We start from the raw sequence: 26,909 nt of genomic DNA, 5'->3' as shown, positions 1-26,909 counted from the left end.
ATAGCCTCAAACGGCATTTTACCATTTATTGTGGCACGTTTCCATATTAAGTTAATATACAAATGCTTTGTTAGGGGTCATATATTAGAAAAATTTCATAAAAAAATTTTAGTAGGTCTAAAATTACGGAAAATTTCCAAAAAGTTCAAAAAACGCATTTTTGGGCTGAAATAATCAACTTTTTTTTTTTTTTTTAGAAAAGGGTCACAAAAAAGTCTTTTAAAATTCAATTAAATTACCAAATAATTTACCTTTTGTTTTTGTTTCTACATGTAATTTTTTTATTAGGTTAAAAAAATTATTATTTTTGCAAACATAATGGAAACATGTTGTTTTTTAGCTTATTTTAAGGCTAAAAAAGAATTACGAAATTACAAAAATATTTTAAATCAATAAAAAAAACAAACTATAAATAGTTTGTTTCACATTAATTAAAGTTTTGAACTTTTTTAGTTCTTTGTCACTTCATAGTAATATGTATTTACATCTGACAACAATTGTCTATCAATTGGTTCGATAGCCGCATGTGCAAAATTAGGGTTATTTTTGTCTTTTTCAAAATCAATTGTGTATATATAACGAGCTTTTTCGTCAATTTCACCTGTTTCATAATCAACAAAATAATTATTTCTAAATAAAATATATTCTAAATCATTAGTAGGTGTGTAGTTAATAAGATCAAAATTATTTAGGTTAGAATATTTTTCTTTTAAATAATTGGTTTGATCTTTTTCAAGTCTATCAAAGTGGATAATCGAAAAAATTCTAGCCAATAATTCAACGTCATCTTCACCCAATATAGCCTGAGCATAAGCTAATAAGTCATTATTTTCTTGGAAAAGTTTTAGAGCAAAAGGGTTTTGATATGAATAATCAACTTGATAATTTTTAGTTAAATTTGTAACTAATTTTTCAATATTACTTTTATTTAAAATCTCTCTTCTTTGTTTTAGTTTTTCCAAGGAGTCTTGATCTTGGGTTTTGGCTATTTGTTCATCTAATTCTTGAATTTTAGCGCTTATAAAATCATTGATAAAATCTTGATAAATTTCGCTGGCTACTTTTAAAAAAGCTTGCTGTTTATTTATTTTATTCTTGATCATTTGTTTATAAACTAAAGAGTGATTTTTATAAAAAGCACTATTTAATGAAGAATAAATTCTATCTTGATTTTCTTCTTTAATATTTTTGTTTATAACCAAACCATCTACAAGCAAGATATTTTTAGATGGTTTGATAACATCCACAGTTCCTTCTTCTACATCTGTGAAATTATCACTAGAATAATAAGAATCCAAAGCATCACCGTTATACATAATTGCCATTTGTGCTAGAGGTTGTTTAGGATCTAAAACTGTAGTTAACATCTCCAGCCCATCACCTTTGAAAGTAATGTGCTGGCTATCGTTAATACTTTGATTAAAACTATCTTTAATCAAATCTCTAAAATCATTAATTAAACTTTTATAATTTTCTCTTAAAACCTTACCACTAAATTCTTTATCACTTCTTATGATTGTATTACCTTGTTCAGGAGTTACAACTTTGTAAGCAGAACCATAAAGTAAATTATCCCTAAGTGCATCAGTTAAGTATAAATGAGTGTAGCCATTTTTACTTAAAGTGTTAAGAATATTAAACATCGAATAAGCATCTTTGATTCCTAAAGGATTATTGATTGTAGCTAAATTATTTTCTAAATCCTGTTCGGTGATTTGAGCAAAAGAATCATTGTTTCGTGCTTTTTTAGTGTTATAAGTTATGGTAGCGTCTTGTGAGTAGTAAGGGTAAAAATACTCTCACAAGTGAATTGGTTTAGAAGTGTTATTTTCATTTAAATATGCATCATATGAATTAATATGCTCTCAAATAGCAGGAGACATAACTGTTTTTAAGGCTGTTTCATAGTCTTTTTCTTCTAATTCTGGCATATCAAATAATTTAGAATAATTAATTTTTGCTAAATAACCTTGTTTAACTAAAGCTGCTACTTGAAAATCACTTCCAATACCACCAACTGTTTTGTTGTTTATTAAGGCTGTGTTAAACTCGTTAATTTCGTTAAAAACTGTATATTGTAACTTTTGCGATACAACTTCACGATTATGTTTTGAAATATATGATTTGTAATTATAAAAATTTGGTTTATATCCGTGTGTAGATTTATAAATTAAGCTTCCGCCTAATATTGCAACAACACTGATAAAAGAAATAAGTGATAATCAAATTTTTTTACTATGTTTCATCGTTCCCTTTGTAAATATTATGACTTTGTTTTTTTGTAGTATTCAGTAGCTATGGCACTATTTAAGTAACCATCAACTGGCATTAAAGCTTCATGAACTGAATCATCACTATCAGGCGTAATTTTAAACATCTCTTGTAACTCTTGGTTATCTTCACCATCTCCATCGTAGAAGTAGTTTTTATAGATAAAACGTTTATCCGCATCAATAACTAATGAGTAATTAATATAGTCAAAATTATCTATATTTGTGTATTTATCCATTCATAAACTTTGTTTTCATTTAGGTAAATCATTTTTGTGATCCCCATCATCATCACCATAACTTAAGTCAACTCATGAATAAGTATTTACTAAAAAGGTTAGAATTTGTTCTTCACTTAATAATTCTTTATTTAAAGCTTCGCTTAAATTACTATTTTGGTAATCATCATTGGTTTTTTGTTTTTGTGTTTGTGTTTCATTTTTATCTAAGATTTTGACAATAGCATCATAAAATAAGATTAATTGCTTATTGTCTTTTAATTTATCCGCAATTTTTTCAGAATCTTGTAATTTAATTTCACCGACACTTTCTTTGAATTTTTCCAAAAGATTTTCAAAATATGAATAAATAACATCCTTGTAAAAGTTAAGATATTCATCTTCACTTTTTAGTGCTATTTCAAAGTGTTTTTGGTTTAAATTATCTGTTAAATTTTTTGACGCTTGTTTCACTGAATTTGAATCATCTTCAGAATAATATTCGCTTATTACACTTTCAAAATATGGATTTTGTCAGTCGTTAAAATATGATTCTTCAGCTTTTATTTGAGCCATTTTTCTAAGTTGCTCAAATGAATAATTAGGATAAATTTGTTTTAAATTTCTATACTGCAAATAAGCTTTATTTGCGTTTTTGTAGACATTTTGAGATAAATTACGCAAGTATTGTTTTTCATTTTCAACATCAATACTTGAACTTAAAACTAAACCATCTACCAAGAATATATTTTTGTTTGGTCTTATGATTTTGATTGCTGTACCAGCTTCAACATCTTTATTATTGTCTTCGCTATAATAAGCATCAATAGCATCCCCGTTATACATAATTGTAACGTTGGCATTTTTTTCACTTGGGCTGATTAGGTTGTTTAAAACTTCTAATCCATCCCCTTTGAAAGATATATTATTTGTATCTTTAACATCAAAACCTGTTCCATCTTTAATAAGGTCTTTGAAGTTATCAATTAAGGTAATGTAGTTTTCAACATCTACCTTACCTGTGAAATTTTCATCTGTTCTTTTATCAGAGTTAATTGGTAAATCATAACCTGAACCATAAAGCATATTATCTCTTACAGCATCAGTTATAACTCATTTGTTGTAGTTATTTGCGCTTAAAACTTTTAAAATATTAATCATTTTATGCGCATCGCCCTCTAAATTTAGGCGTTTTGTTTCGCTTTCAAAATCTATTTTTCCTTCATTTGATTCACTAAAAGCGTTTTGAACTTTTAAAGGATTATATGCAATAACTGCATCTTGAGCAAAATAAGGAAAAAAGTAATCATATAAATGAATTTTTTTGTCGCTTGTGTTATTTTGATTTAAAAATTGATCATATTTTTGTAAGTGATTAAAAACTTCAGGAGCTAAAATAACTTTTAAAGCTTCTTCAACTTCATCTTCTTTTAAATCTGGAATATCTAAAAGTGAGGCATAATCAATTTTCTTTAAAACACCTCTTTTGATTAAACTGGCTGCTAAATAGTCAGTTCCTATTCCCGCAACAGCGTGATTATTAATCAAAGCGACTGTAAATTCGTTAATTTCGGAAAATTGTTTGTAATCAAAAGTTTTAAATACTAACTCTTGATTTCTTTTGCTCATTGAAGCTTTGTAATTAAAAAAGCTTGGTCTAAATGGAGTTTTGTACTTAAGTGTTAAAGCTGTAGAAAAGGCACCAATAATTGCGGCTAATAAAGCAAGTGTAGCAAAAAGAGTTACTCTAATGCTTCTTTTTTTCATTTTGTTGTATTAGTTTTTAAATTATTATTTTTATTTTTTCTTGTTTTTTTAATGACATTTGTGTCTAAAACAACAATTTTATTTCTACTTACACTTGCTTTTTTAACAATAACATAAATTGCATTTCCAACTAATGTGAATAATAAAAGAATTGTTCCTAGAACTAACGCTCAAGGCTCAAAAGCTCCTTCATAAAGTTTCAATCCAAGTGTTGTTGTATTTGAAACTGTTCTTGTGATAATAAAATCATCAATACTTAAAAATGAAGTAACAATAAATACCATAATAATTGAAGGTATCATGTATATAAAATAAGTTTTAAATCAACTTTTAAATGGAGAATATCCTAAATCTTGACTAGCCTCAAATAAGTTTCAATTAAATTTATCACTTCTTGGGAGCATTAAACTAATTCCATATGGCAGAGCCATAATAGTTTGGGCAATAATAACTCTTCACAATCCTTCTGAGTCACTTGAGATAACTCCAAATAAAGCTCCAAAAAATAAAACTAATCCTATAGCTGTAATGTTATCTGGATTAATTAAAGGGATGTTAGAATTACCTGTTACAAATCCTCTTATAAATTTAGTTTTTTGTTTGTAAATTGAATAAACGGTTAATAAGCTTAAAGTAATAACAATTACTGAAACTAAAATCGCAATAATTACTGAATTGACTAAAGCTATATCTCTACCATCTTCAAATAAATTAGCTCAATGTTTAAAAGTAAAACGGTCAAAATTAGTTAAAAAACCACCTTTTTTAGAGTTGTCATTAAAACTAAAAAGCGCACCTGTAGCTAAAGGAATGTACATTAAACCTAAAATTATGTAAATATATGAATGTTTTAAAATTTTGACTAATTTACTCATAATAAGCCCCTTTTTTAAACTTCATAATAATTCTAGGTAAAACTAAAACTAAACTATATATACCAATAAATATTCCTGAAACCACAATAACTAAACTGCTTCCTTTTGCTAAATCAAAAGGGTTACCAGGATTAATTCTAGAGTTAATAATATCTCCAATAGTTTGGTGTTGAGAACCATTTGGTAGTAGTTTAGCGCTAACTATAAATGTTGTGGCACTGCTTAAAAAGATCATTCCAAAACCAGCTAAAATCGCTTTAAGTGAATACGGAACAACCACTTTTAATAATGTTTGGAAAGTATTGTATCCCATATCAGCGCTAGCTTCTAAAATGTTTTTGGGCATATCTTTTAAAACAGTGTATAAAGGCATAACCATAAGCGGTAAATTTAAGTAAAAAAGACCTATAACTAAGAATCATTCGCTATTTAATGAGTTTATGTATTCACTATCAACAACATTAACAAAAAATGTTCTAACTGAATAAATTCTTGCAATAGTAAAAATTGCTAAAGGACTTAAAATTAAGCTAATTGCATAAATTTTAAAAATCTTAGAATCTGAACTTGAGACAAAATAAGCATAAGGGAATCCAACCACTAAACATAAAATACTTGATCAAATCCCAATTCTTAAACTTCTAAAGATAATTGTTCAGGTTGTTGGTTGTTTTAATAATTCTCAATTATCATTTAACTCGCCATTGCTCTCAAGTGGTCTAAGGGAGCTGTTGATAATTAAAATAATCGGTAAAATAATAAGTAAAATTGTAATGACTAAAAATGGTACTAACAAATATAATCTTTTGTTTAAATGTAATTTAGAATTAATTCTTGAAAACATTAGATTCGTAATCCCATTTTTTATCTTTAGCCATTAAATGAATTGAATCAATTGTTCAGCTTAAATATACTGTTTCACCGACTTCAAATTTCTTAGATGTTTCAACATAAAAAGTATCATCATCTTCACTGATAACCTCAATAAAGTAATAACTTCCTCTGTAAGACATTTCATTAACAACACCTTTAATTTTGTTTTTTGTTTTTTCAGATTTATTTGTGATGTCAATATCTTCAGGTCTAATTAAAGCATCCACTTCTTGATCAATTGCAAATTCTTCTTCTGTATGGACTGTTTTGAATTCTTTATTAAGTAATTCAACTTTGTTATCACCTAAGAATTTTGCATTAAATATGTTTGAATCACCAATAAATGTGGCCACTCATTTATTAACTGGGTAGTCATAAATGTGTTTAGGTGAGTCATATTGTTCGATTTTTCCATCTCTAACAACAGCAATTTTGTCAGATAACTCTAGAGCTTCATCTTGATCGTGAGTAACAAAAATAAAAGTTAGTCCTAATTCTTTTTGCACACTTCTTAATAAAACTTGCATTTTTTTTCTAATTTTTGCATCTAAAGCACTAAGAGGTTCATCTAAAAGTAAAATTTCAGGCTCAATAACTAAACTTCTAGCTAAGGCAACACGTTGACGCATTCCTCCACTTAAAGATGTAATAGGTTTTGTTTCGTTACCTTTAAGACCTACTAAATCAATAATTTTAGAAATTTTTTCATCCATTTCTTTTTTAGACATTTTTCTTTTGAAATAACGATTTTCAAAAGATTCTTTTTTAAGAGCTACATAGTTTTCTCAATAACTATATTTAAAATCCGAATCATCAAGTCAATTTTGACGTTTTTTGTATTGATATGTTCCGGGTGTCAATGTTTCAAGTTCATTTTCATATTGTTCTTGTAATTTATCAAGTTCTTTCATTTTACTTTGAGCTTTAAAGTTTCATTGACTTAATTTTTTTTCTAACAATTGCACATGTCTGCTGTCAATTGTTTCTTTTCTAACTTTTTTAAGTTTTAATCCATAACGAATATTTCCTTCAACATTCAAATGAGGAAATAAAGCGTAATCTTGGAAAATTGTCGAAAGATTTCTTTTGTACGCTGGTAAATCTTTAATGTCTTTACCATTAAAAAATATTTCTCCACGGGTTAATCATTCAAACCCACCAATTAAACGTAAAATTGTAGTTTTACCACTACCACTAGGACCTAAAAGTGTAACAAAGTCTCCTTTATTAATTTTTAAGTCGACATTATCTAAAACGATTTTTTCATCGAACTGCTTAACAACTTCTTTAAGTTCGATGATAGCTTTATTATTTTTTGCATTTTTATTTGATTGCATCACTAAACCCCTTTCTTAATAAAAAAGTAATATCAAAACGGAGCACTATGAATAAATTAAAAATTTATTCACGCATGCTCTACAGGGAGGCACAATCGAATAAATCTTTACTAAATTCTTCAGCGCTAAATTGTAATAAAGGGTATTCTAAATCGCAAAAACAAACAAGAATACTTCTTGTTTTTAAACGAGATTCCTTTAGTAAATTAGCTATATTTTTCATGTTATTTATTATATTAAAATATGTTTTTTTCAAGATATTTTTTTAATTTTTTTTATTGACTTTTTTAACTATAAAATAGCTGTTAATGTCAAAAAAATAACAACAAAAACAACATCGTTATTTTTTTATTTTGTCAAAAAATAAAATTTTTAACTTTTGCTGCTTTTGCAGTGTTATTCTTGTGTTTTTAACATCAAAAAACACAAGAATTAAAAAAACACCTTAATTTAAGGTGTTTATGCTATTTTTTAACTATTTTAATAATGAATTTATCAATACTTTCACTTGTGTTGTTGTATCTAATTTTAGGACAGTGTATTTCTTTTTCAAAAAATAAAGCAAAATAATTTGGTTGAAGTAAAACTAAATTATCAGGTCTGTTAAACGAAAATAAAGCTAAATCACTTTGTGGATCATATTCTTTAATGTATTTAACACTTGAGTCCAATTTGTCATAATCACAAAAAGCGATGTACTCTTTTTGAGTGCCATATAGGTGAATATCTATTTGATTATAATGATATTCACATGTTACTTGATCTAAAGAAGTTGTTTGTAGAGTTTTTTTAACAATAAAAATGTTGTCTTTAATATAAAAGATGTCATTTACTAATTCTTTGTAATTAGGATTATTTTTTACTCATTCTAAAGCAACTTTAATATCAGCGTTTAAATTTTGGTATTTACTAATATTTTTAATGTTGTCAAAAATCATTCACACCTACTTTTTAAGTTGATTATATAAATCAAAAAGCAAACTATTTAAAACTCCAAAATAACCTGATGTATATTGATTTTGGTCATTTTGATCAATGAAAAACTCTAAAATTTTACTAATAGGAAAGTGTCCATTAAAACCTTTTGATATTTCTAAAATAGCTGCCTTTAGTTGTTGTACAGCTTCTTTTAAATTGTCGAAATTTTGTTTTAAATCAGCTTGGTAAATAAATAAATTATTTTGATCTTTGTTGGCTTCCACATCATTAATAAATTTTTCAAGGTTATCTAAACCATTAACACTTGAATCTGGATTTTGTTTTTCAACCACCACATAAACTCACTCTCTAAAAATGTTACCGATTGCATGAGAGTGGAATGTTGCTTTTTGTTCAAAATCACTAGAATTTTCAACAAAAGCTTTGATTAAATCATAATTAACATTTTCAATTCTTTTATTAAATCAATTTTTTGAGTATTGATCTAAAGTTTGTGAATTAGGTTGCTCAAAATTTTTAATTTCAAGAATCATTTTAATTATTTGTTCTTTATTGTTAATAAAGTATCTACCATCTTCAATATCTAAAAATAGTTTTATTTCATCAATTAAGGATTTATAATAGCTGTCTTTTAAGTCTTCTTTATCTTTAACTAATTTCATTAAATCAGAGTTGATATAGTTAAATTTGTCCATAATTTGAAATAAAGAATTTTCATCTTTGTTATCAGTAATTAAATTTTTTCAATTGTTTACAAATACAAATTCACTTCCATATTTTTGAGTAGATAAAAATTTGGATAAGTCGTTGAATTTTTTTGCCACTTCTTGAGCTTGTTGAGCTATTTTTAAGTAGTAAAATTCAATATTTTGACTAGGAGTTGATTTGTTTTTATTAGAAATAAAATTACTAAATTCATCTCATTTTTGTGAAAGTTGAGAATTAATATTTCTTACATTTTTTATTAAAAGATCTTGTTGAGTTTGTACTTTTTTATCAAAAGTACTTGAACATGAACTTAAAAAAATCGGCATCGAAGAAACAGTAATTAAGCAAAACAGAATTTTTTTAAATTTAGTCTTATTCTTTAACATTAGCTTCTCTAGTTAAGTTTTTTAACATTTTTAATTCTTTACCATTTAATCTTCTGTATTCACCAACAGGAATTTTCTCAACAGTTAAGCCAGCAAATTCAACTCTTTTAAGATTAATAACCTTACGATTAACACTCATAAATAATTCTTTAACGTGGTGATAAGTACCGACACTTAAGCTCACTAAATATGTTTTTGTATCTAATTGAAAAACACTTTGGTAAGATAAAGCATTTTTAATCATAACTGGTTTGTTTAATAATTTTAACTCCGCATCAGTTAAAGGTTTGTCTAATCTCGCACGATATTTACGAATAATCCCGTATTTAGGGTGAATAAGTTTATTTGCTAATTCACCATCATTTGTAATTAATAAAACACCTGTTGTATCGTAATCCAATCTACCTACAGGAAAAACTTTATAAGGTGTATCGATTATGTCTGTAACTAAAGGACGATTAAAATTATCTTTAAGTGAACAGATTGTTTTAGGAGGTTTGTTTAAAACAAAATAAACTTTGTTTTCTTCTTGAATTGGAATGTCATTAACAGTAACATTATCTTTAAATGAAGCTTTATCACCTAGGTTAGCAACTTTACCATTTACCTTAACAACACCCTTTAAAATAAGCGATTCAGCTTCGCGACGCGAAGCTATACCAGCTTGCGAAAGTAATTTTTGTAATCTAACATTCATATTCATCTCCTAAAATATTTTTATAAACACTTTGAGCTAAAGCATCAAATTTGGTACCTTTTTGTTTTTCTAAAATTAGGTTGTTTTTAACAACTTCCTTAAAACCTTTATCTAAATCTTCAAAAACTAATTCTCTTACTTTTTGAATACCTGGATATTTACGTCCTTCGCAAATTTTATCTGCTATGTAAACGATTTTATCTAATGTTGATAAATTAGTATCGCCTAAATCTTCCATGGATGTGTGAACTTTTATAGCGTGTAAAAGTTCTTGGTTGTCACATTTATATTCATTTTTTAATCATAAATAACCACAAATTTGGTGATATTGAAATTTTTTGTATTGATTAGGATCAACATTGCAATATTGCATATATGCAGTTGAGTTTTGTGCACTTCACTCTTTTGCAATATCATGAAACAAACCAGCATGATAAGCTACTTTTGCGTCATAACCATGCTTTTTAGCTAAATTAGCAGCAAAAGTCGCAGCAGCTTGTGAGTGTTTTGCTCTTTTGGCGCTTAAACAATTATGAACAATATCTTTTGCGTATAATAAATTGTGACCAATATACTCAGCTACAGAGCTAGCGACAGTATCCATAGCACCTTTTTTATATTCACTTGAAGAAAATTCGTGTATTTTGTTATTTAATAAAATACCATTGTATTTTTTAAGATTGATTTTGTTAATGTTTTTAGATCTTCTTAAAACAGCTATTTTGGCTAATTGAGCAATTAAATCAATGTCTTTTCACTTATGTAATTTTGTTAAATTATCGCTGCCAATTATTAGATAAAGCTCACAATCAGGATATTTATTTTTGATATATTTAACTGTATCAATTGTATAGCTGACGTTATTTCTTTTGATCTCAAAATCACATATTTGCGCCTTAGGTGGTAAAACTAATTCTAACATTTTGATTCTATCTTCAGCTTTAGCGTTATCTTTTTTAGTTTTAAAAGGCGATATAAAAGCTGGAACAACATTTAAAATATCTAAATCTAATAAATCAATCGCTTCCTTCATCATTTTAGTATGACCCTTGTGTACAGGGTCAAAACTACCGCCGTATATTCCTATTTTTCTCATTATCTCTCCTAATCCAAATCTTCCAACAAAAATCTTTTTTGTGGTAGGTGTTTGGTTTTGTCTTTTGAACTTTCTTCTAATGTGTTCAATACTCTTTCACCCATTTTATTATTAATATCTTCAATTATACTGATAACTTTTGAATTATTATTAACAACACTGTTAGCCTCAAAAATACTAATATTTTTTTTAATAGTTGAATTGTTGTGTAGATTGCAAAGCCTAATACCAATTCCCTTAAGTGCTTCGCCATTATAATTTTTTCTAAAAGAGCCAATAGCTTTTTGAATTATTTGCTCATAATCATTGGTGAATTCATCTAATCTAACTGATTTATTAGTTCATTTTTTATGATTTTTCTTATTGATTAAAACAATAGAATCACCAACTAAATTTCTATTTTGTGCCCTTAAACAAACTTTTTTAGTAAGTTGTTTAAGAGTATCGATTAAAGTTCAATAATCATCACAACCTTGGTGCGAAAAACTAGTTTCATTACCTATAACTTTGTACTCGGCAGCCTTAGAAGCTACTTGCTCATTTCCATACCCTTTCACTTCAGAAATTAATTTTCAACCAACAATACCCAAAGCCTCTTTAATGTGGATGTCAAAATCTTTTCTTTTGGCTAAATCACCAATTTTATTAATGCCCATCTCTCTTAAAATAGCTTCTGTATTTTTACCTACTCCATGTATTTCGCTTATGTCTAAGTCATAAAAAATATCACTTATATCTTCATAAGCAACAAATTTATAATTAAAAGGTTTAATTAAATTTGTTGTCATTTTTGCGTAAAACTTACTAAAACTTATTCCGATTGTGCAAGGTATTTTGAATGTTTGTAAAATATCATTTTGTAATACTTTAGCAAATTCTAATGCCTCAATTTTATTTGTTATTTTATTTGTTAAATCTAAATAAAACTCATCGATGCTAGCCACTTCCATATGCTTGCAATATTTTTTTGATACATATTCAAAAATCTTTGCGCTGTAAGCTGAATAAAGTCCTAGTTTTGGTTCAATTACAATAAAATCTCTTTTAATTTTTCTAGCCATTCACAAAGGCATACCCGCTTTTATACCGATATTTTTAAGTGAGTAGCTGGCACTAGTTATAATTGAATTATCATTTTTTCTACTAATAACTATATCTTTATTTTTGAGACTAGGAAAATGAACTAACGAAGCATTGACAAAATATGAATCAAAATCAACATGAAAAATAATTTTATTATTTTTTAGATAATTCATCTTTTAGCGAATTAGAACTTAAACGTGCACAAACTAGTCTATTTAAGTGTTTTTTGACATTAAAAAACACTCATAAATTACCTATTTTTTGCAATTGTTCTTGTGTTATTGAGTCATTATTATCAACAAAATTATTGTAAATATCTATAATTTCTAGCGCTTGTTCAACACTTTTATTTTTAATTGTAGAAAATAAAATATCAGTGCTAGCTAAAAAAATTGCACAACCTTGTGCATCAAAATTTAAATTTTTAATAACGTTATTTTGAACTTCAAAAACATATTGTAATTTGTCAGCACATGTAGTTGAAAACTTAGTAATAATATTTTGCTTGTTTTCCAAATTATCCTTGTTTTCAGGACTAATATAGCTTTTCATTATTACTTCTCTAGCTAAATTATCATTAAAATGCATAAAAATCACCTCCGTTTTTTAATTCAAAAATTAATTTATCAATATCTTCTTTTGTGTTGTAAACACCCAAACTTATACGTAAATAAGAAAAACTATCTTTAATATTTCTAAGATATGGAGCACAAAAAATCCCAGAAATAGTATAAATATTTCTTTCCCCTAAATATGTACAAACATCTTGTGAATTGACACCTTTAACATTTATTAAAGCTATATAATCACCTTTTTGTGTGTAAAGTGTTACATTTTCTAAAGAAGCTAATTTTTCATGAAGATAAAAACTTAATTCCCGAAGAATTTGCTCAGTTTTGGCGTAAGTTAATTCGTTTAAAAAATTAATTGCCTCATCAAACATAAAAATACCAGCTAAATTAGGTGTGCCTGGTTCAAATACTTGAATAGTTTCTTTCGCTATTCAAGTATTATCTTTTTTAATTTCATGAACACTTCCACCGCCAAAGCGTGTTGGTTTTATTTGCTTTAAAATTTGATCTTTTACAGCTAAAACACCCATTCCAGTAGGTCCATACATTTTATTTGAACTAAAAACTACAACATCACAATAATTCATCGAAACTTTTTGATGAACTATCGCTTGAGCTGCATCATTAATCACAAAAGCGTTATTTTCTTTAGCTTTTTTATAGATATTAACGTAATCTAAAGCGAGATTAAAATTATTTGTTTCTTGACTTAGCGCAATAAATTTAGTCTGAGGGTTGATATCTTGCAAAATATTTTCAGAAATAATTACTTTAGCTTTTGTTTCGTTACAAATTTCAATTCAAGGCAAAATATTTGAAGAGTGATTATAAGCGCTAATTAAAAATTCATCACCTTCTTTTAAAATTTGCTTAGCCATAGAAGCAAAAATATTAAGCGAATCAGTTGTGCCACTTGTAAAAATTACATTATCGCTTTTTGTATCAATTAAATCCGCAACCTTTTGTCTTAATTGGTTAATTTTTTGATTAACTATGATCCCTTTTGGTGTATCGGCCGTACGCGAAGATATACTATTGTGTAAGTAAAAATTATTTGAAGCTTCAATAGCTCTAAGAGGTTTTAAAACTAAAGCTGCACTATCAAAATAAACTATTTCTTTTAAAATAGGAAATTGTTGTCTAATTAAATTTTCTTTCACTTTGACCTCTTATTTTAGGTAAGTTAGTAAATTAACTATATATGTATTTGACTTTGGATAATCTTTGATAAAATCCAAAAATCTTCAATAATGAAATAATTTTTCTTTATCTAAGTCATATTTATCATTTTGTTTATTTCTAATTCAATATGGATTATTCCTAAAAACTTTTATATGAAAAATAATGTTTTTTGTTTTTAGTTTTTTGTATGTTTGCAATACAAAAAAATGAAAAAAATCATTAAGCACTTGTTTGTGAGCATTTTCTTCGACACTTGCAGTTAAAAAAGACACTAATTGCTTGTAATTTTTAAATCTTTTCTGAACTAAAATTTTATTTATTTTTTCCAAATCTAATTGCGCTATAGAATTATCCGAAAAAAAAGTAGCTGAGATTTTTAAAGCCTCTTTATAAAAATTGATTTTGTAAGCCATTTTTTTGGCTTGAATTTTGCGATAAATTTTTTCTAGTCAATGGAGCATTATTGATTATTATTTTCTTTTTTTTGTGAAGCTTTAAAAACAATAAATTTGTAAATGTTTTGTAATAATGCATTAACAAAATTTTTTAATTTGTCACACTCAGGGTCATTTTTAAAAAATAATTTTGTAATTTCTAACGCCTCGTTGATTACAATTTTAGGTGGAATTGTGATTAATTCATTAGCAGCATTTAACAAAATAGCCCTTATTATAGGGTCAATTCTTTCTCAAGAACGCTCTTGACGATTAAAAGACATAATCACTTTTTTGTAACTTTCAAAGTTTTTAGCTATTTTGTCAATGGTTTGAACTTGTTCAGCTTCTAAAAAATCAAATTCATGAAAAGCTTCAATAGCATCAATAGTTTCGTTTAATAACATATATTTATATAATACTTGAATTACCTCAACTCTATTGTGACGGCGTGATTTGTTCATGGTGCTCCTTAAAATATTTTTAATAAATACTATATTTGTTTTGTAAATAACGTTTGTATAATCATTCAAACGGAACGATCATAGAAATTAAAATCGGTGTAAATAAAGCTAAACTAAATAAACTTTTGATAACGATTGGAACCATAATGATTAAATAATCTTTACCATATGATTTAACATTATTTGACTTAGCTATATAAGCGTTGAAGTACTCAATAAAAGCAATTGGTCCTCAAATTCATCTAAAAACAAGTAGTATAAACACTAAAACAGTAAATGAATTAAGTGTCAATAAGCTTTTTTGTTCTCTGAAAATGTAATAATAACCTGTGAGTGCTCACGAAAAGAAATTTAACAAAATTAAGATTGTAATAAGTGAGTAAAATACAACAAAAGGAACATTATTTAAAAATCTTAATGGATTATTTCTTCCTTCAATTAATCTAACACTTAAACTACCTGAATCAACTTTAGTTTCAGAAATTTTAACTTGCACAACCGCGATCATAACCACAGATGCAACCAATATTATTAAATTTGGCAAAATTAACTTTAAATTAGTGAATTTAGATCTTATTAATCTAAAAAATAAATAACTACATGCTGCCGCTAGTGGTGGAACTAGTGCATATGTTCAAAAATATGTACCTAGTCCTCCAGTATATAAAACACTAATAAAATCGCTAACAAAAGCAGCAATCATAGCTGGAAAAAGATTTAAGAAAAAGCCCATAAGTGTATAAAAAACTAACTCTATATCGCTATTTAATCCTAAAAATCTTAATGGTGTAAATTTGACAATTGCACCTACAATCAAGCTTAATGCGACCAAAAAAGCTGAAATAGGTATCTCAATTAATCTAAATTTTAAAAATTTTGGTGTTTTTATAGTCATTGCTTGAGAATCTTTAAAATCGATACTCGTGCTGTCGTGATTTTTTTTATTTTTATTGAATCATTTCATAATAATTACCTCTTTTATTTTTTATTTTTGCTTAAATGTTTATCCAAAGGATAAAAAAAATTCAAAAACATTGATTATAAAATCATCAAAATTATAAAACAAAAATAAAAGAGCATTATTGTTTTTATTAAAACTTTAGTTTTAAATAAAAAATGGCCACAAAAATGACCATTTTAGTGAATTTATTCTCCTTGTTTTATTATTTTTTTAGGTTTTCATTCATTAGTTTTAATTGTTCTAGGATTAATTCTTCTGTAGTTGGTTTAGCTGGTGCAGGTTCTTGTGCTGGTTTATTTTTATTTCTTTGGTGTTCGATTGCGTTAATTACTACAAAGTAAGTAACTAAGAAAACGAATAATACTGCAGATACGATTAAAAAGTTAATTAAAGCTCCAAAGAATTTTCCTCAGAAAGCTCCTGAAGGACTTTGTGTTTTATCTACGTCACCTAAAGATAATTGTTTAAAAATAATTGGCATAATAACATCGTTTGCTAAACTAGCAACTAATGCAGAGAAAACTGTTCCTAATAACAATCCTATAGCTAACATTAAGATGTTTCCTTTTTTAAAGAAACCTTTAGCTTGTGATACTGATTTTTTAAACATGAAAAAATTCTAACATTTAAAATCACATAAAAGCTTTATTTAATTAAAAAAACTTCTGAAACTAGGAAATATTTACACTTATTTTTTTTAATTTAGTCATTGCTTTTTTCAAAGTATCATAAACTGCTGAGCGACTTGTGGCCATAATTTCAGCTATTTCTGAGTAACTTAAATTTTCAAAAAAATAAAGCATAAAAACTTGTTTTTGGTTTTGTGTTAAAAAATTTTGGTACTTTTCGAATAAAAGTGTGTACTCTTCTATAGTTTCTATATCTTGTAAATTACTAGGCATTAGTTAGATCCTTTGTCATATGGTAAATAAATAAATCTAAATCAAATTCTTGTAAATCTTCTAATTTTTCACCTAAACCTACATATTTGACATTAAGATCAAATTCATTTTTAATACTTAAAACAATTCCACCCTTGCTACTTCCATCTAATTTAGTTAAAATAATTCCACTTAAATTTGCTACTTCTTTAAATACTTTAGCTTGCATTAATCCATTTTGTCCAGTGGTTGCATCTAAAACTAAAAGAGATTCATGTGGAGCACTAGGCTCAAATTTTTGTACAACTGAAACCATTTTATTTAATTCATTCATTAAATTAACTTTGTTTTGTAATCTTCCGGCTGTATCGATAATTAAAAGATCATAATTGTTTTCTTTAGCTTGTTTTAAGGCTTTATATACAACTGCGCTAGGATCTTTTGTTTTTTCATCTGGTTTAACTATATCAACACCAATTCTGCTAGCTCACTCACTAAGTTGTTCAACAGCAGCAGCTCTAAAAGTATCTGCTGCAGCTATTAAAACTTTTTTGTTCATATTTTTATATTTATATGCTAATTTTGCAATTGATGTTGTTTTTCCTGAACCATTAACACCAACCATTATAAAAACATTTAATCTTTGATCTTGAAAATTTAAGTTAGTATCTATTAATGTATTATTTGTATAAGCTATAAATAAACTTTCAGCGACTATTTCACCAATTAATTTTGGGTCTGAAATTTTATTGATTTTAACTTCTTTTTTAATATTTTCAACAATTTGCTCAACTAAAAAATAGTTAATATCGCTCATAATTAAAATTTCTTCCAACTCCTCAAAATATTTTTGATCAAGTTGATGATGTTTATTTTGAAGTTCTAAAATTTGTTTTCCTAATGAAGAAGTTTTTGCTAAACCTTCACTATAAGTGTTAAATTTTGGGCTTTGGTCTTTGCTGTTTTTATTAAAAATTTTATTAGTAAGTTTCTTTAAAAAATTCATATTAATATTTTAGAATATTTTAAAAATAATTATGTAAAATTTAGAATATATATGCGTGAAAGTGATATTAAAGAAATTGAAAAAAAATATAGTTTAGAAAACATCGACACTTATAATTTAGAGGATTTGGCCTCTTTATCTTTAATAACCGACTCAGCATTTAAAAACATTATTAATAAATTTAGTCAAGAATATAACATTAATATAAAATTAAATAATTCAAAAATTCCAATTTCAGAATATGACGTTAATTCAAAAACCCAAAAATTATCGAATTTGAATAACGATCTGCTTAAATTGGAATTTTTATTAGAATATTTAAAGTACGATTTTGAATTACTAAAAATTGATATTGAACAAAATGACTTTTTTTTAGATACATATAAATTTTCATCAAATGAATTTAATCAAATTCTTAATTTAATAAAAAAACAAGAATTAGTTGAGAAAAAGAAAAAAAATACAAGTGAAATAAAAGTTAAACAAGTGTACATTTAAAGGTGGTGATTATGAAAAAAGTAAATATAGCAATTGATGGTCCTAGTGGTGCTGGTAAGAGTTCAGTAAGCAAAGAATTATCTAAACGATTGGGATATTGCCCAATTAATAGTGGTAGTATTTATCGAGCTATTGCACTAAATGCAGTTAGACATAATGCGGAATTACTTAACCAAGAAGAAGTTTTAAAAACGTTAGAAAAAGGGATGATTGAAATTAAAAAAGACGAAAGCGTTTGGTTATATGGATTAGATGTTTCACATGATATTAGAGCCGATTATGTATCTCAAGCAGCAGCTAAGGTGGCTAAATATCAACAAGTGAGAAATTTTGTTGTTGATTATGTGCAACATATGACTAAAAAAACAAAAGGTTTTGTAGTTGATGGAAGAGATACTACCTTTAAATTATTGCCGCACGCAGAAGTTAAAATATTTTTATGAGCTCAACCTGAAGAAAGAGCAAGAAGAAGAGTGGCGCAAAACGAAGAAATGGGTTATAAAACCAATTATGAAGAAGTTTTATACGAAGTTAAAATGCGTGATGCACAAGATATGAATCGCGAAGTAGATCCATTACATAAGACTGAAGATGCAATTGAAATTGATTGTACATTTATGAGTTTTGATGAAGTGGTTAATGAAATAATTTCGATAGTAAATGAAAGGGCTAAATAATGAAAAATACAATTGCTTTAATAGGTAAACCAAATGTTGGTAAAAGTACTTTATTCAACCGTTTAGTAGGTAAAAAAGTTTCTATTGTCTATGATCAACCAGGAGTCACTAGAGACAGATTATACGAAAAAGTTGAATGATCTGGGCACACTTTAAATATCATTGATACAGGTGGAATTGAAATCGAAAACAAACCCTTTCAAGAACAAATCCAAATTCAAGCTAAAATAGCTATTGAAGAGGCTGATGTTATTATCTTTTTAATTGATGGTTTAATGGAAATGACTAATGATGATGCTTTTATTATGAGTATTTTAAGAAAAAGTCACAAACCTATCATAATCGCAGCCAACAAACTAGAATCTAACCAAAATTTTGATTTTAGTTGATATAAATTAGGGGCAGATTTTATCTTCCCCATTAGTGCGCTTCATGGTGAAGGTGTAGGAGAGGTTTTAGATAAGTGTGTTGAATTTTTAGACTTTGAAAATTCTGATGACCCTGAATTATTTAAATTAAGTATTATCGGAAGACCTAACGCGGGTAAAAGTAGTTTATTAAATAATTTAGCAAAAGAAAATAGATCTATAGTTAGTGAAATTGCCGGAACCACTAGAGATAGCGTTAAAAGTGTAGTTACTATCGGTGATAAACAATACAATGTTATTGACACTGCTGGAATTATGCGTAAGTCAAAATTAGTCGAAAGTGTTGACCATTATGCATTAATGCGTGCAATGAATTCTTTAAGTGAATCTGATTTAAGCTTAATAGTAATAGATGCTACGAGTGAAATTAGTCACTTTGACGCAAGAATTATTGGTTATGCTTTAGAAAACGACAAACCTATAATTGTTGTTATTAACAAATGAGACTTAGTAGAAAAACAAACTAACACAATGGCTGAATACGAAAAAAACTTAAGACATAAATTACACTTTGTGCCGTGAGTACCTTTTGTGTTTATAAGCGCTAAATACAATCAAAGATTAAATAAATTAGAAAATACTTTAAATGAAGTTCGTGAGAATTTAACTAGAGATATTAAACCATCACTTTTAAGTAAATTTGTTATGGAAACACAAATGATACAACCTTCAGCGCCATATAACGGTGGAAGATTAAATATTTATTTTGTTAGAAAGACACTTGATAAAATCCCAACATTTAACTTCTATGTTAACAACAAAAAATTTGTCCACTTTTCATACACAAGATTTTTAGAAAATCAATTAAGATCAACTTTTAACTTTAAAGGTTGCCCTATTAGAATTATTTATAAAAACAAATCTGGATTAGAATAAATTTAAAAAACTTTTTTAAATTATTTTGAGTTAACCAAAAAAACAATAGTAAAATTTTTATATAAAGTTGGTGTTTCGCTACCGTGTTCAAAATGCGAGATTTTAAGATTGGTGTTTCGCTACCGTGTGAAAAATGCGAGATTTTAAAGGTGCAGGATAAATTCCTGCTTTTATTTTTTAAGGAACGTATGGTTGCAAAAATTGATAAATTTGGTTTATACGAAATAAATTATTCTTACTTGGAGCAAATATCCAAAATAGATAAAGAAGTTTATTTTAACAACAATTATAAACACACGCCAAAACCATATTTAGGGATATTGGTTTATATATCAGATCAAAATTACTTTATTCCATTAACTTCTTTTAAACTCAAGCATTACAAACTGCCTAAAAAAACTAATCAGCAGATTTTGATTTACGAGCAAATAAAAATAAAAGAATGTGATTTACAAAAACCAAATACTCAATTGCATTATTTGGCTGTTTTAGATATTAAAAAAATGATTCCGGTGGCTAAAGGGATGTTTAAACTAATTGATTTTGAGCAAATAAGTGATTTAAAATATAAATCACTATTGATAAAAGAATTTAATTTTTGCAAATCTCAGCAAGATTACATCATTAAAAGCGCTTTAAAAAATTATTTAACACAAAAAAATAAAAACAAAGTGCCTTTAGGTTTTTGTGATTATCAAAAACTCGAGAATTTCGCGAAAAACTATAAAAAAGTTCATTAAAACTAATAAACCAGGACAGTAAAAGTTGACCAGAAATTGTCAGTTTTTACTGTCCTGGTTTATATTCACTATCATTTTTAGTTACCTTTTAGTCACGAGTTAATGTGCTTTTTGAAACACCACTTAAAAGTTCAATTTCTTTTGATGTAAAACCTGATTTTTTCATAAATTCAACATCAAGTTGATTACTTTTTGTTACGTTAAAATAAAGTTTTCGTAGATAATCGTATTTATCATCAAAATTACTGAAGGCTAAAGATGTTTTGATAATGTTTTTTAATTCGCCTGGATACGGAATGTTTTTGTACAATTTAATAATTTTTTGAAATACTTTTTTGTTACTTGCTAAATTATTAAATTTAACTAAAAATTCCTCATATATCTTTAGAGCTACGCTTAATAAATCTTCATATGTGTAGCGATCAAAATTAATTACTTTGTCAAATCTTCTTTTTAAAGCTTTGTCAAAAAATTCATATAAATTAGTTGTCGCTATTAACAATATCTTTTCATCCAATTCATCCAACCCCTTTAAAACTGCACTTGTAGCTCTACCCATTTCTCTTATATCGGCAGAATTTAATCTATCTAGCGCTAACGCATCAATTTCATCAAACAAAATAATTATTTTATCAGGTGCGGATAAATTATTAATTTCCTTAAATAAAGAATCGATATTTTTGTTGGTCTGACCTAATTTGCTATCTATTAAAGTGTTAAAATTCACTTTGTACAAATCTCTTTGTAAAATTCTGGCTATATGTTTTGTGGATTCAGTTTTACCACTTCCTGGTAATCCTTCAAATAAAAATTTATTAACACCAACATTGTGTTTGCATGCGTTTATTATTCCTATAATTTCGTCATTAATAACACTAGGTAAAGGTAAGGAAGAAGTATTAAGTGTAACTTTTTCTAGAAAAGGAATATTATCTATTTCGTATGCGGTAGTTCAAACATTATTACCACTCATTAAAGACATAATATACTTAGATAATTCAAAATCGCCACTTTTATCAAACTCATCTGCAATAATATATGCTTCTTTTCTAAAAGCTATATCATTGTTTTCACTATGATACTTAATTAAATTAATTATGTTACCTTTTGTCATAAAAACCACCATTTTATTGTGTTTTAATTATAGAATGATTAAAACAAAAAAGATTTTTTGCAGCAAAATTAATTTTTTATATATTTACAAAATATTTATTCACCAAAGTTAATTAAAGTACAATTGTTTTTAATCGGTATCTGTTTATACAAAAACAACACTTTTATTGTGTTGTTTTTGTATATAAAGTTATTGAATCATTTTTGTTTTTTTGAATGTAAAACGGTAATACAAATTTATATGTTTTTTTGATATTTAAACTTTTCTTAATAATTAATGCTAATGATAAAACAACTAAAAATAATCAATATTCCACACTGAATTCAATATATATGTATCTTTGGCTAATATTTTGATAGCGAGGATCATTACTTACATTATTAGTTTCAGTTACCTTTTCATAATAGTGAAAAGAATTGTATATAGTCGCAAAAATAACTGCTATAAATAAAAAGAAAAAAATTACATAAATAACATTAATTAATACATTGAATCAAACTTTAGATTTTAATTTTTCTTTGAAATTAAATTTTAAAAAGTCTAATTTTATAACGCTGGCAATGACCAAAATACCTGTCAATAAAAGGTTAATTGAATGTAAATATGTGAAAACATATATATCATCCAATTTTCCGCTTACATAGGAACTAACCAAAGCAATATTTGTTATTACGCTTAAAAGTAATCAAATTATTAAGAAAATGATACTGGGTTTTCTAATTAATTTTTTATTGTTCATGTTAAAGTTGACTCTTCTCTTTCGTGTAATTGTCTAGGGCTAGAAAATTTAGCTCTTTTTTGTTTTTTATTCAAATTACTACCCCTCATTTTTATAATATTACAAAAAAACAAAAAATAGAAAAATGCAATAAATTTTCCATAAAAATTAATTTTTTCATTTTTGTTTAAAATTATTTAACTTTTTGGCACGAGTCGCGGAGGATTTTAATTTATTTTATTTTGGCGTTCTTGAAACAAGAATATAAATGAAAAAAATAAATCTTTAGGAAAATTTTTTTAAAATATTATTTTGTTGGTGAAATATATAGATATGATTAAAATATACTTATGTTAAATTATTTAATGTTAGATAAAAATATAAATATAGAGGTTAAAAATGGATAAGAAATTACTAGGACAAGTTTTTACACCAGCTTTTATAGTTGATAAAATGATAAAACTAATTTCTAAAACAAATCCAAACTTAATTTTAGAACCTAGTTCAGGTTCAGGTAATTTTTATCATCCTTTAACAAAAAAATTTAAAAACGTTATTGGTGTAGAGATTGATACAAAAATTGCACACCAAGGAGCAATTATAAAATCATATTTTGATACAAACTTTAAGGCTGATGTAATTATTGGAAATCCCCCATATGTTGATTTTAAAAATATTAGCGACAAACCTAAAAATACGATTTTGATTCATAAACCTAATTTATATTTATATTTTTTAGAAAAAGCACTAAACGATTTAAATGTAAATGGGGAGCTCATTTGAATTGTTCCCGCATCTGTTTTTACAAATTCTAGTTCAAAAAAGTTAAATGAATTAATTTATAAAGATTTTTCAATTACTCATTTTGAATTAATCGCTGAAAACGTTTGAGAAAACGCATCTATTCCTACTGCAATAATTAAAATTGTCAAACAAGAAAATCATCCAGACAAAAAAGACTATTTTCTAGCTAACGGGAAAATTATTTTTGGTAAAAAAGAACATTTTGATTCGAAAATAATCGTTAAAGTTGGTGGAGCATCAGGTTTTAATGAAAAATTAATAAAGGGTTCAAGTGATTTTGTAGTTTCTTCAACTGAAAGAACAAAAAAACTTAAATCAATTTTGTATGAGCCACAAAAATGAATAAGAGCAGTACCTAAGGCTCCTGATAATTTTACTTATCAAATTTTTGTGAATTGCAAAACCAGAAACACAAAACCTTTTTATTTATTAGACTTTCAAAATAAAAATCAATTTATCTATTATGATGCTTCTGTTTTGAGTTTATTTGTAAATTGTTCTAAAAAACAAACTTACCAAATTATTGATAGATTGAATAATATGAATTGAGAAAAAATGGGAATTCTTAGAGATGGAAGATATCATTTTAGTCAAAGTGTATTAAGTGCTATTTTTGAATCTTAGCAATATACTCTTTAAAAGCGTTATTAAAATCTTCTAAAATTTTGGCTCGCTTATTAATGCTTATATATAAATTTTCAATAAGAAAATTTTGAGCTTCCTCAAAGTTTCTATTATATGGAATTGTATTATCAAATCACTTGCACTGAAACGGAAGATTATTTCCATTTGGTGTAAGTGATTTTATTCTTCTCATAGAGTTAAATATAATTTTTTTATTATCGATTTTGTCAAAAACCAAAAAATAATAATCACGCTCGTGTTCTTTAATATTTTTTGATAAAAGTTCAAGATATTCGGATCAAGAATTAGGACATTTTTCTTTAATTTCACCAGTTAAAGAAAAATAAAGACCCTCCTTAGAACTTATATTATCAGCCGAAGCTTTATTTAAATTAGTTATTTTTATGTTTATAGGACAGTAGAATTCTTTTTCTGGGTCACTTATTAAAATATCGTACCAATATCTTGGTGTAGGATGAGCAGATAAAGAAAGATTTCACTTATTAAAAATTGGTATTCTTTTATATATTTTAAGTAAAACTTCAACTATCTCTATCTCGTTAATAATTGAGTTTAATCTTCCATCAGAACTTGATTTAGAAAAATATATATTTTCCTTTTTTAGTTCATCAATGAGATTTTGAAGAACTAAATCATAATCATTTAATTTATATTTCATTAACTTAATTATATTAAAAGCAAAGATATTAACACGCAATAAAATAAAGAAAAAACATCCAAATTATTTGGATGTTTTTGGTCATTAATGATATGGCGCGCTCGGCAGGAGTCGAACCCGCAACCTTCAGGGCCGTAACCTGACACTCTGTCCAATTGAGCTACGAGCGCATATTTGGAGGCACCAACGGGATTCGAACCCGTAATCAAGGTTTTGCAGACCCATGCCTTGGCCGTTTGGCTATGGTGCCATCATTAATTATTAGCATAACCATTAATGGTGCAAAATAATAATACCATATTTTTGATAAATGATAAGAACAATTTTTATATTTTTGATTTATGCACTTTTGTTTTAAAACTATTTGTGTTCAATTAAGTTTTTATTAATAAAAAATCAATAAATTTAAATTAAAAATCACTGTTATATAAAATATCTAAAAATTTATTAATTGTGTTCTCTTAAAAAAATAACTAACGTTAGCGACACTTTTTTGACTTATTATGCTTATAAATAAAAAAGTTATTTTAAAAGAATTGGATTTAATTAACACCCAAGAAATTACTCAAGAAACTACCCAAGAAAGCGCTTAATTACCCAAGAAATTACTCAAGAAACTACCCAAGAAATGCAAATTAACAAATATATGTATCATAAAGTAACTATTTTAAAGATAAAACATTTTGTAAAAGTTTGAAACTTTGTTGTAAATTTAGTTATTAATTTAAGTGTTTAATTGTTTATTTATTTTTTAAAATTATTGTCATTTTTATTTTTAAGCAAAATAGTATCGAGCTTTTGAAATTAAAAATAAAATGATCTGTTTGAGTTAAACTTTAGTTTTACATTTATATTTATAAATTCATTTATACAATAAAACATAACTTAAAAGCAATTGGATAATTATAAATGTTTTAAATATCGGTATTTTTATTAAATTCATAACTAAAATTTCAATTTTTTGAGCAAAAAAATATAAAATAATAAATATATTTTTAGGAGTTTTTATGAAACAAAGATTAGTTAGTGGGATTAAACCTACAGGCGATTTAACATTGGGTAATTACATTGGTGCAATAAGAAACTTTTTACATCTACAAGAAGAATATGATTCATATTTTTTTGTGGCTGACTTGCATAGTTTAACTATGGGTGATAATAATCCTAAAGAATTACTAAAAAGAAGAAAAGAGGTTGTCGCTTTATATTTAGCATGTGGATTGGATCCTAATAAATGTACAATTTTTTACCAATCTCAAGTTCAAGAACATGGTATGTTACAGTGACTTTTAACTTGCGAAACTTCTTTGGGCGAATTAGAAAGAATGACGCAATTTAAAGATAAAAGTCAAAAAGCCATCAAACAAGCAAACGGAACTGAAAAAATTCCTACAGGATTATTAATGTATCCAACACTAATGGCAGCAGATATTTTATTATATAATCCACACTTAGTTCCTGTTGGCGAAGATCAAACGCAACACTTAGAACTTACACGCAATTTAGCAACAAGATTAAATAATAAATATAAAAGTGATTTTATTATTCCTAAAGCTTATGTGTCTGAAGTTGGCGCTAGAATTAAATCATTAAGCGACCCAACAACAAAAATGTCTAAAAGCGAACACTCACAAAAAGGAACAATTTATTTATTAGAAGATCCTGAAAGTGCTTACAAAAAAATTCTTAAAAGTGTAACAGATAGTGAAAATAAAATTTATATTAGTGATGAAAAACCAGGTGTTGTAAATTTACTAAATATTTACGCATCTTTAAAAAATATCACGCTTGAGCAAGCGTGTGAATATTTTAAAGATTACAATTACAAAGACTTTAAAATAGAAGTAGCAACCGTTGTAAAACAACTATTAATTGATATTCAAAATAACTATAAGCAAGCTTTAGAAATGGTTGATTCTATTACTGAAAAAGCCGCTGAAAAAGCCAGAATAACTGCAAATTATACCCTTAGCAAATTAATGAAAAAAATGGGTTTTTAGGA

Annotated in this window: 28 protein-coding genes and 2 tRNA genes; 6 read left to right on the top strand and 24 right to left on the bottom strand. The window is 26.5% G+C overall.

Features of this window, described 5'->3' with window-relative positions:
• Positions 1 to 449: 449 nt before the first annotated feature.
• From V2E24_RS00175 to ftsY, 19 genes are all read right to left on the bottom strand, one after another.
• Positions 450 to 2,246 (bottom strand): hypothetical protein, encoded by a 1,797-nt coding sequence (locus V2E24_RS00175; protein WP_330500410.1) that lies wholly within the window; start codon positions 2,244 to 2,246, stop codon positions 450 to 452.
• 17 nt (positions 2,247 to 2,263) lie between these two features.
• Complete coding sequence (locus V2E24_RS00170) at positions 2,264 to 4,255, bottom strand: hypothetical protein (RefSeq protein WP_330500409.1); 1,992 nt, start codon at positions 4,253 to 4,255, stop codon at positions 2,264 to 2,266.
• On the bottom strand, positions 4,231 to 5,130 hold the full coding sequence (locus tag V2E24_RS00165; protein WP_330500408.1) for an ABC transporter permease: 900 nt from the start codon (positions 5,128 to 5,130) through the stop codon (positions 4,231 to 4,233). Before V2E24_RS00165 ends, V2E24_RS00170 begins: the two co-directional genes overlap by 25 nt.
• Positions 5,123 to 5,974, bottom strand: coding sequence for an ABC transporter permease (locus V2E24_RS00160; protein WP_330500407.1), 852 nt, complete (start codon positions 5,972 to 5,974; stop codon positions 5,123 to 5,125). Before V2E24_RS00160 ends, V2E24_RS00165 begins: the two co-directional genes overlap by 8 nt.
• Positions 5,958 to 7,340, bottom strand: a complete 1,383-nt coding sequence (locus V2E24_RS00155) for an ABC transporter ATP-binding protein (protein WP_330500406.1) — start codon at positions 7,338 to 7,340, stop codon at positions 5,958 to 5,960. Before V2E24_RS00155 ends, V2E24_RS00160 begins: the two co-directional genes overlap by 17 nt.
• A gap of 79 nt (positions 7,341 to 7,419) precedes the next feature.
• Complete coding sequence (locus V2E24_RS00150) at positions 7,420 to 7,563, bottom strand: hypothetical protein (protein ID WP_330500405.1); 144 nt, start codon at positions 7,561 to 7,563, stop codon at positions 7,420 to 7,422.
• A 241-nt stretch (positions 7,564 to 7,804) separates the two neighbouring features.
• A complete protein-coding gene (locus V2E24_RS00145; protein WP_330500404.1) occupies positions 7,805 to 8,278 on the bottom strand; it encodes a YhcH/YjgK/YiaL family protein in 474 nt (157 codons plus the stop codon).
• Positions 8,279 to 8,284: 6 nt separating this feature from the next.
• A complete protein-coding gene (locus V2E24_RS00140; RefSeq protein WP_330500403.1) occupies positions 8,285 to 9,373 on the bottom strand; it encodes an MAG0770 family lipoprotein in 1,089 nt (362 codons plus the stop codon).
• Entirely contained in the window at positions 9,360 to 10,070 is a 711-nt protein-coding gene (locus tag V2E24_RS00135; RefSeq protein ID WP_330500402.1) for a pseudouridine synthase, read from the bottom strand. Before V2E24_RS00135 ends, V2E24_RS00140 begins: the two co-directional genes overlap by 14 nt.
• Positions 10,060 to 11,166 carry a nicotinate-nucleotide adenylyltransferase gene (locus tag V2E24_RS00130; RefSeq protein ID WP_330500401.1) on the bottom strand — a complete coding sequence of 369 codons (1,107 nt, stop codon included), beginning with the start codon at positions 11,164 to 11,166 and terminating at the stop codon, positions 10,060 to 10,062. The genes V2E24_RS00135 and V2E24_RS00130 overlap by 11 nt, the downstream gene beginning before the upstream one ends.
• An 8-nt stretch (positions 11,167 to 11,174) precedes the next feature.
• Positions 11,175 to 12,422, bottom strand: a complete 1,248-nt coding sequence (locus V2E24_RS00125) for a Y-family DNA polymerase (RefSeq protein ID WP_330500400.1) — start codon at positions 12,420 to 12,422, stop codon at positions 11,175 to 11,177.
• Entirely contained in the window at positions 12,403 to 12,837 is a 435-nt protein-coding gene (locus tag V2E24_RS00120) for an iron-sulfur cluster assembly scaffold protein (RefSeq protein WP_330500399.1), read from the bottom strand. Before V2E24_RS00120 ends, V2E24_RS00125 begins: the two co-directional genes overlap by 20 nt.
• Positions 12,827 to 13,981, bottom strand: coding sequence for an aminotransferase class V-fold PLP-dependent enzyme (locus V2E24_RS00115; protein WP_330500398.1), 1,155 nt, complete (start codon positions 13,979 to 13,981; stop codon positions 12,827 to 12,829). The genes V2E24_RS00120 and V2E24_RS00115 overlap by 11 nt, the downstream gene beginning before the upstream one ends.
• Positions 13,982 to 13,990: 9 nt before the next feature.
• Complete coding sequence (locus tag V2E24_RS00110) at positions 13,991 to 14,416, bottom strand: hypothetical protein (protein ID WP_330500397.1); 426 nt, start codon at positions 14,414 to 14,416, stop codon at positions 13,991 to 13,993.
• Positions 14,417 to 14,463: 47 nt separating this feature from the next.
• A complete protein-coding gene (locus V2E24_RS00105; RefSeq protein ID WP_330500396.1) occupies positions 14,464 to 14,901 on the bottom strand; it encodes a transcription antitermination factor NusB in 438 nt (145 codons plus the stop codon).
• A 19-nt stretch (positions 14,902 to 14,920) separates the two neighbouring features.
• Positions 14,921 to 15,865, bottom strand: a complete 945-nt coding sequence (locus V2E24_RS00100) for a hypothetical protein (protein WP_330500395.1) — start codon at positions 15,863 to 15,865, stop codon at positions 14,921 to 14,923.
• Between the two features lie 199 nt (positions 15,866 to 16,064).
• Positions 16,065 to 16,472 (bottom strand): large conductance mechanosensitive channel protein MscL, encoded by a 408-nt coding sequence (locus V2E24_RS00095; RefSeq protein WP_330500394.1) that lies wholly within the window; start codon positions 16,470 to 16,472, stop codon positions 16,065 to 16,067.
• A 61-nt stretch (positions 16,473 to 16,533) separates the two neighbouring features.
• Entirely contained in the window at positions 16,534 to 16,764 is a 231-nt protein-coding gene (locus V2E24_RS00090) for a sigma-70 family RNA polymerase sigma factor (RefSeq protein WP_330500393.1), read from the bottom strand.
• Positions 16,757 to 17,749: a signal recognition particle-docking protein FtsY gene (gene ftsY / locus V2E24_RS00085; RefSeq protein ID WP_330500392.1), complete on the bottom strand. Its 993-nt coding sequence runs from the start codon at positions 17,747 to 17,749 to the stop codon at positions 16,757 to 16,759. The genes V2E24_RS00090 and ftsY overlap by 8 nt, the downstream gene beginning before the upstream one ends.
• 51 nt (positions 17,750 to 17,800) lie before the next feature.
• Between ftsY and V2E24_RS00080 the strand changes: the two genes are divergently transcribed.
• The 4 genes from V2E24_RS00080 (at position 17,801) to V2E24_RS00065 (ending at position 20,968) form a co-directional block, all read left to right on the top strand.
• Positions 17,801 to 18,247 carry a hypothetical protein gene (locus V2E24_RS00080; RefSeq protein ID WP_330500391.1) on the top strand — a complete coding sequence of 149 codons (447 nt, stop codon included), beginning with the start codon at positions 17,801 to 17,803 and terminating at the stop codon, positions 18,245 to 18,247.
• Between the two features lie 11 nt (positions 18,248 to 18,258).
• Positions 18,259 to 18,924: a (d)CMP kinase gene (gene cmk / locus V2E24_RS00075; RefSeq protein ID WP_330500390.1), complete on the top strand. Its 666-nt coding sequence runs from the start codon at positions 18,259 to 18,261 to the stop codon at positions 18,922 to 18,924.
• Positions 18,924 to 20,228 (top strand): ribosome biogenesis GTPase Der, encoded by a 1,305-nt coding sequence (gene der, locus V2E24_RS00070; protein WP_330500389.1) that lies wholly within the window; start codon positions 18,924 to 18,926, stop codon positions 20,226 to 20,228. The genes cmk and der overlap by 1 nt, the downstream gene beginning before the upstream one ends.
• A gap of 188 nt (positions 20,229 to 20,416) precedes the next feature.
• Positions 20,417 to 20,968 (top strand): type III toxin-antitoxin system ToxN/AbiQ family toxin, encoded by a 552-nt coding sequence (locus V2E24_RS00065; RefSeq protein ID WP_330500388.1) that lies wholly within the window; start codon positions 20,417 to 20,419, stop codon positions 20,966 to 20,968.
• An 88-nt stretch (positions 20,969 to 21,056) separates the two neighbouring features.
• Here the strand turns inward: V2E24_RS00065 and V2E24_RS00060 are convergent, their stop codons facing one another.
• Complete coding sequence (locus V2E24_RS00060) at positions 21,057 to 22,082, bottom strand: ATP-binding protein (protein WP_330500387.1); 1,026 nt, start codon at positions 22,080 to 22,082, stop codon at positions 21,057 to 21,059.
• Between the two features lie 163 nt (positions 22,083 to 22,245).
• Entirely contained in the window at positions 22,246 to 22,821 is a 576-nt protein-coding gene (locus V2E24_RS00055) for a hypothetical protein (protein WP_330500386.1), read from the bottom strand.
• Between the two features lie 378 nt (positions 22,822 to 23,199).
• Between V2E24_RS00055 and V2E24_RS00050 the strand changes: the two genes are divergently transcribed.
• Positions 23,200 to 24,228, top strand: coding sequence for an Eco57I restriction-modification methylase domain-containing protein (locus tag V2E24_RS00050; RefSeq protein WP_330500385.1), 1,029 nt, complete (start codon positions 23,200 to 23,202; stop codon positions 24,226 to 24,228).
• Here V2E24_RS00050 and V2E24_RS00045 read toward each other — a convergent pair.
• The 3 genes from V2E24_RS00045 to V2E24_RS00035 all read right to left on the bottom strand — a co-directional run bounded on the left by V2E24_RS00045 (position 24,212) and on the right by V2E24_RS00035 (position 25,157).
• Positions 24,212 to 24,907, bottom strand: coding sequence for a hypothetical protein (locus V2E24_RS00045; RefSeq protein ID WP_330500384.1), 696 nt, complete (start codon positions 24,905 to 24,907; stop codon positions 24,212 to 24,214). The two genes, V2E24_RS00050 and V2E24_RS00045, sit on opposite strands and share 17 nt — an antisense overlap.
• A 93-nt stretch (positions 24,908 to 25,000) precedes the next feature.
• Positions 25,001 to 25,077, bottom strand: a tRNA-Arg gene (locus V2E24_RS00040).
• 5 nt (positions 25,078 to 25,082) lie between these two features.
• A tRNA-Cys gene (locus V2E24_RS00035) sits at positions 25,083 to 25,157 on the bottom strand.
• Positions 25,158 to 25,914: 757 nt separating this feature from the next.
• Between V2E24_RS00035 and trpS the strand changes: the two genes are divergently transcribed.
• The gene (gene trpS / locus V2E24_RS00030; protein WP_330500383.1) at positions 25,915 to 26,907 is read left to right on the top strand and encodes a tryptophan--tRNA ligase; all 993 of its coding nucleotides are present in this window, start codon (positions 25,915 to 25,917) and stop codon (positions 26,905 to 26,907) included.
• Positions 26,908 to 26,909: the final 2 nt, after the last annotated feature.

Source organism: Mycoplasmopsis ciconiae (assembly GCF_036350065.1).
Lineage (GTDB): Bacteria > Bacillota_I > Bacilli_A > Mycoplasmatales > Metamycoplasmataceae > Mycoplasmopsis > Mycoplasmopsis ciconiae.
Note: the sequence above shows the minus strand (reverse complement) of the source record. Positions and strands in the feature narration are given on the sequence as shown.